This window comes from Amycolatopsis sp. NPDC058278, assembly GCF_042881395.1.
Taxonomy (GTDB): domain Bacteria; phylum Actinomycetota; class Actinomycetes; order Mycobacteriales; family Pseudonocardiaceae; genus Amycolatopsis.
Map to the genome: position 1 here is coordinate 1 of NZ_JBHVXZ010000237.1, position 5,779 is coordinate 5,779.

The 5,779-nt window shown below is 73.4% G+C and carries 5 protein-coding genes; 4 read left to right on the forward strand and 1 reads right to left on the reverse strand.

Features of this window, described 5'->3' with window-relative positions:
- The 3 genes from ACFVYA_RS49200 to ACFVYA_RS49210 form a co-directional block, all read left to right on the forward strand.
- Positions 1-2,253: ATP-binding protein (locus ACFVYA_RS49200; protein ID WP_387055484.1), on the forward strand; the 2,253-nt coding region annotated here is incomplete at its 5' end.
- A gap of 297 nt (positions 2,254-2,550) precedes the next feature.
- Entirely contained in the window at positions 2,551-3,873 is a 1,323-nt protein-coding gene (locus tag ACFVYA_RS49205) for a M20/M25/M40 family metallo-hydrolase (protein ID WP_285991694.1), read from the forward strand.
- On the forward strand, positions 3,873-4,754 hold the full coding sequence (locus ACFVYA_RS49210; protein ID WP_387055485.1) for an alpha/beta fold hydrolase: 882 nt from the start codon (positions 3,873-3,875) through the stop codon (positions 4,752-4,754). The genes ACFVYA_RS49205 and ACFVYA_RS49210 overlap by 1 nt, the downstream gene beginning before the upstream one ends.
- A gap of 4 nt (positions 4,755-4,758) precedes the next feature.
- Here ACFVYA_RS49210 and ACFVYA_RS49215 read toward each other — a convergent pair whose 3' ends face one another.
- Positions 4,759-5,448, reverse strand: a complete 690-nt coding sequence (locus ACFVYA_RS49215; protein ID WP_387055487.1) for a methyltransferase domain-containing protein — start codon at positions 5,446-5,448, stop codon at positions 4,759-4,761.
- A 28-nt stretch (positions 5,449-5,476) separates the two neighbouring features.
- Between ACFVYA_RS49215 and ACFVYA_RS49220 the strand changes: the two genes are divergently transcribed.
- Positions 5,477-5,779: MerR family transcriptional regulator (locus ACFVYA_RS49220; protein ID WP_387055489.1), on the forward strand; the 303-nt coding region annotated here is incomplete at its 3' end.

Here is a 5,779-nt window from a genome sequence, read left to right on the forward strand (position 1 = left end):
CTGCTCGTGCTGGACAACTGCGAGCACTTGGCGGACGGGGTGGTGGTGCTGCTGGAACAGCTCCTCGCCGGCAGCCCCCGGCTGGCGGTGCTCGCCACCAGCCGGGCCAGGTTGCTTGTGCCGTTCGAATGGGTGTTCGCGGTGCCCGGGCTGTCCGTCGAGGCCGACGACGGTGGCGTGGGAGACGCGGTCGAGCTGTTCGTCGGGCGAGCCGCGGCCGGCGGGAGCCCGCCGATGTCCGGGGACACGAGGCGTATCGCCGCGATCTGCCGGGGCTTGGACGGCATGGCGTTGGCGATCGAGCTGGCCGCCGCCCGGTTCCCGTCGCTGGGGCTCGATGGGCTGGAAGCCGGGCTGGCCGACCGGCTACGCCTGCTGACCGGCGGCTCGCGCGTCGACGACCGGCATCGTTCGGTGCGTTCGACGCTGGACTGGAGTTACGCGCTGCTCACCCGGTCCGCTCAGGCGGTGTTGCGTCGGGTCTCGGTTTTCGCCGGCCCGTTCACCTCGGTCGCGGCGGCGGCCGTGGCGGGCCGGCCGCCGGCGCCGGCCGGCGCCGTGCCCACCATTTTGGCCGGACTGGCCGAGCAGAGCCTGCTGGTCGCGATCGTGGGGCCGGGCGGGACTCGCTACCGGGTCTGGGAAACCATCCGCCAATACGGTGCCGACCGGCTCGAAGAGGCGGGCGAGTCGGTCGAGGCGTTCTCGCGTCATCTGAGCTGGTGCCTGGAGGAAAGTGCTGCGCTGGCGTCCCGGGAACCGGTCGATGCTTGGCGGACGGCGTTCGACGAGCTCGCCGACGAGCTGCGGAGTGCGCTGGCCTGGGCGGCGCGATACCGCCCGGATGCTCACCGGCTGGCGATCGGTCTGGCCGACCTGAGTTTCACGCGGGGCCTGCCCGGGGAGGCGCAGCGGCGCTATGAGCAGGCGGCCGGGCTCGCCGCCGACGACCTGGCCGCCGCGGACGCTCTGCGCAGTGCGGCGGGTGCCGCGGAGTCGCGGCATGCCGGCAACGCCGCTTTGCTCTTGCGCCGGGCCGCGGCCGACGCGGCGCTACGCGCGGGTGATCGCGCCGGTGCGGCCGGTGACCTCGCCCGGAACGCCGAGTTCATCAATCGCTGCTCCGGGCTCATGGCCACCGCACCCGCGGCCGGCGAGGTGGCGGCGCTGATCGCCGAGGGTCGGGCGTTGGCCGGCGACGACCTGGTCGCGCGGGCGCGCCTGCTCACCGCCGAGGCGTTCGACGGCGCCACTGACGATCCGGCCACCGTCGGACTCGTCGAGCGCGCGCTCACGCTGGCTCGCCGCGTCGGCGACCCGCTGATCGAAAGTGCCGTCCTGGACCAGCTCACCGCCGTGCAGCTCACCCGGGGAGACGTCCGCGCCGCCGCGGCCAGCGCGTTGCGGCGCAGCGAGCTGCTCGTGCCGATCGCGGTGACGGCCGCATCCGCGATGGAGCTCCTCGACGGCGTGGGCATGGCCGCCAACTGCGCCATCGCGGCCGGCGACCTGCCGGCCGCGAGAAGACACGCCGAACGCCTGCGGGATCTGCCGTTCTACCGGGAACAGGGACACCTGGCGACCAGGCTGATGATCGTCGTCACGACGCTCGCGGGTGACTGGGACGAGACGATCTCGCTGGCCGAGCGATTCCGTGCGGACTGGGAGAGGGCGGGACGGCCCCGGGCCGGCAACCTCAGGCGGGCCCCGCACGCGGTCGCGACGGTGCACGGACTGCGCGGTAACGACGACGGCCGGGCAGCGTGGCTGGACATCATCGGCACCGTCGAGCCGCCCGGGCGCGCCCCGTCGGAACTGCACTTCGGCGAGTACCTCGACGCCTTGCTCCTGCTGCACCGCGGCATGCCCGGGCAAGCGGCGCAGGTGCTGGGCACGCCGCCGGAACAGCTGAAGGAGTGGTACAGCGGCTTGTGGCGCCCCTGGTACGCCGCACTGTGGGCCGAGGCGGCCGTGCTGTCCGGGCACGAGGACGTCGCTGCCCGGATCCAGCGCGCACGCCGGGCCGCGGACGGCAACCCGATCGCGAGCGCCATCGTCGACCGCGCAGCGGCCCTGCGAGCCGGCGACCGCGACGGGCTGAGCGCCGCGGCGGCGGCCCTGGACCACGCGGGCTGCCGCTACCAGTGGGCCCGGACGCTCGTCCTCCTCGGCGGGGAACAGCGAGTACGCGGCGAATCCGTGCTGGCCAGCATGGGCGCCACGCCTACGGTTTGGCCGTCACCATCATCTTGACGCCGTTCCCGACCCCGGTGCCGCGTGTCAGTGCGGCAAGGTGGCATGGCGCGACGCCGACCTGGATGGCGGGCCGAGACGCGCCTCGGGGACCTTGTCTACCGGGTCGCCGGACCGGTCAGTTCACCGGCCCAGGCCTGCTTGGCCGGCCCGGCTGGTCCGCCCTGGCCTGCCACAGAGAGGAGCGTGGTGCGGTCGATGCGCGCCGTCGTGGGTCGACGTCTCCACCGAGGCCCACGACCGTCCCAGCAGGCGCGCAGCCAGCGCACCCGGCCATCCGGGTGATAGGAATGGCCGGTGACCGAACCGAACCTGATCGAAGCCGCCGCGGCCGAGGCCGTCACGCTGACCAGCGAGCTCATCCGCATCGACACGACCAACACCGGCGATCCCGACACGCTGGTCGGCGAGCGGGCGGCGGCGGAGTACGTGGCGGAGAAGCTGACCGACGCCGGCTACGAGATCACCTACGTCGAGTCGGGTGGGAAGAACCGGCACAACGTCATCGTCCGGCTCGAAGGCGCCGATCGCGAGCGGGGCGCCCTGCTGATCCACGGTCACCTCGACGCCGTGCCCGCCGATCCGTCGGAGTGGTCGGTCCACCCCTTCTCCGGCGCGATCCAGGACGACTACGTCTGGGGCCGCGGCGCGGTCGACATGAAGGACATGTGCGGCATGGCGCTCGCGCTGGCCCGGCACTACAAGCTGCACAACGTCGTGCCGCCGCGGGACCTGGTCTTCGCCTTCCTGGCCGACGAGGAGGCCGGGGGCAAGTACGGCGCCCAGTGGCTGGTCGAAAACCGCCCCGACCTCTTCGAGGGCGTCACCGAGGCGATCAGCGAGGTCGGCGGCTTCTCCATCACGCTCAAGGACGACGTGCGCGCCTACCTCATCGAGACGGCGGAGAAGGGCATCCGCTGGATGAAGCTGCGCGTGCGCGGCACCGCCGGGCACGGTTCGATGATCCACCGCGACAACGCCGTGACGAAGCTGGCCGAGGCCGTCGCGAAGCTCGGCAACCACCGCTTCCCGCTCGTGCTCACCGACTCGGTGAAGGAGTTCCTCGCCGGCGTCACCGAGATCACCGGCTGGGACTTCCCCGAGGACGACCTCGAAGGCTCGGTCGCCAAGCTGGGCAACATCTCCCGGATGATCGGCGCGACCCTGCGCGACACCGCCAACCCGACCATGCTCACCGCCGGCTACAAGTCGAACGTCATCCCGTCGGTCGCCGAGGCGGCGGTCGACTGCCGGATCCTGCCGGGCCGCCTGGAGGCCTTCGACCGCGAGCTCGACGAGCTGCTCGGCCCGGACATCGAGAAGGAGTGGATGGAGCTCCCGCCGGTCGAGACGACTTTCGACGGCGCGCTCGTCGACGCGATGACCGCCGCGGTCCTGGCCGAGGACCCGGGCGCGAAGACGCTGCCGTACATGCTTTCCGGTGGCACCGACGCGAAGTCGTTCCAGGAGCTGGGCATCCGCAACTTCGGCTTCGCGCCGCTCAAGCTGCCCGCGGACCTCGACTTCTCGGCGCTCTTCCACGGCGTCGACGAGCGGGTCCCGGTCGAGGCGCTGAAGTTCGGCACCCGCGTGCTGGACCGGTTCCTGCGCACGTCCTGATGACCGGGTTCGCGCTCGCCGACGGCACGCCCCTGCAGGTGACCCGCAGGGGCGACCCGGCCGCGCCGGTGACCGTGGTGTTCGTCCACGGCTACGCGCTCGACCAGCGCAGCTGGGGCCGGATCGCGCCGCTGGTGCCGGACGCCGCCGTCGGGCCGGTGGCCGTGCTGACCTACGACCAGCGCGGCCACGGCGGCTCGGGGCGAGCGCGGCGCGGGACCGCCACCATGGCGCAGCTCGGCGACGACCTCGCCGAGCTGCTGGCGCGGGAGGTGCCCGAGGGCCGGGTCGTGCTGGTCGGCCACGACATGGGCGGCCTGGCCATCATGTCGCTGTCACAGCGGCACCCCGAGCTGTTCGCCGCGCGGGTGTCGGGGCTGGTGCTGCTGGCGACGTCGTCGGGCACCCTCGCCGCGGAGGTGTCGGCGGCCTGGCCGAACGCGCTGGGGAAGCTCGCCCGCGACCTCGAGGCGGTGCTCGGCTCCAAGCTGTTCGGCGTCGTGCGGGAGCACACCAGCCGGGCGGTCAGCGCGGGGCTGCGCTGGTGGCTGTTCGGCGACGACCCGGACCCGGACCTGGTCGAACTGACCGTGAAGATGATCCGCGGCAACTGGCCCCACACCGTGTCCCTGTTCCGCCCGGCCATGGACGCCTACGCCCGCGACGCCGCGTTGGCGCAGGTCGGGGGCCTGCCGGTGACGGCGATCGTGGGGGAGCGGGACCGGATCGTGCGCGCGTCCGACGTGGAGCAGTGGGTCCGCGGCCTCGGCAACGGCACCGCCGTCGTGCTGCCCGGTGTGGGGCACGTGGTGCCGCTGGAGGCCGCGGCCCAGGTGCTGCCGCGGGTCGTCGCGCTGGTCAACGCGAGCCACCGGAGCTGAGCTCTCACCCGGCGCGGGTGCCCGCGGCGAGGAAGATCGGCACGGCGACGAACAGCCGGTCGTCGCGGGCCCGGGTGGCCTGCTCGGCCAGCCACGTCCCGTCGCCACCGAGGTTGGCGAGCACCGGCAGGGCCGCGGCGTCGGTCCACACCAGCGTGTGGACCTCGACGGTGACGTCGGTGAACCCGTTGTCCAGCAGGAGGTTCCGGTACCGCCGGGCGATCCGGGGGTGGGGCATGCCGTCCGCGCGGGTGTGGACGATCTCGCGGGTGCGTCCGGGATCGTCGGAGTCGATGACGATGGTGTCCCAGTCCTGGCCGGTGAGCACCGCGCGGCCGCCAGGGGCCAGGACGCGCCGGGCCTCGGCGACGGCGAGCGCGGGTTCGGCCACGACGTGCAGGACCTTGTCGGCGCGGTAGCCGGTGACCGAGCCGTCGCCGAGGGGCAGGGCGGTGGCGTCGGCGACGTGGAACTCGCCGGCGGGCCAGCGGGCGGCGGCCGTCCCGATCATGGCCGGGTCGGCGTCGACGCCGATGGCCCGCACCCCGCGGGCGGCCAGCTCGCCGACGGCCCGGCCGCTGCCGCAGCCGACGTCGAGCACGGCTTCGCCGAGGGCCGAATAGGTGCGTTCCCGCAGTTCGACGGCTTGCGGTCGGTCGTCGAGGGCGTCAAGGAGCGTGAGCAACGTGGACATGCGGCCCATCCTGCGACTTAATGCCGGGATGAAGTCAATCGGCGAAGTGGCGGCCCGGTTCGGGTTGCCCGCTCACGTGTTGCGCTACTGGGAAGCGGAAGGGCTGCTGACCCCGGCCCGCGTGGGTCCGCGGCGCCGCTACACCGATGCCGACCTGCGCCGGGTGGCCGCCATCCTGGTCGCGAAGGAAGCCGGGTTCGAACTCGCGGACATCCGGACGATGCTGACCGCCCGGTCCGCGCCGGACCGGGCGGCGATGGCGGCCCGCCAGCGCGAGCGGCTGCGGGCCCGGATCGCCCGGGCGCAGGCCGCTCTCGAGCTCCTGGAGGGC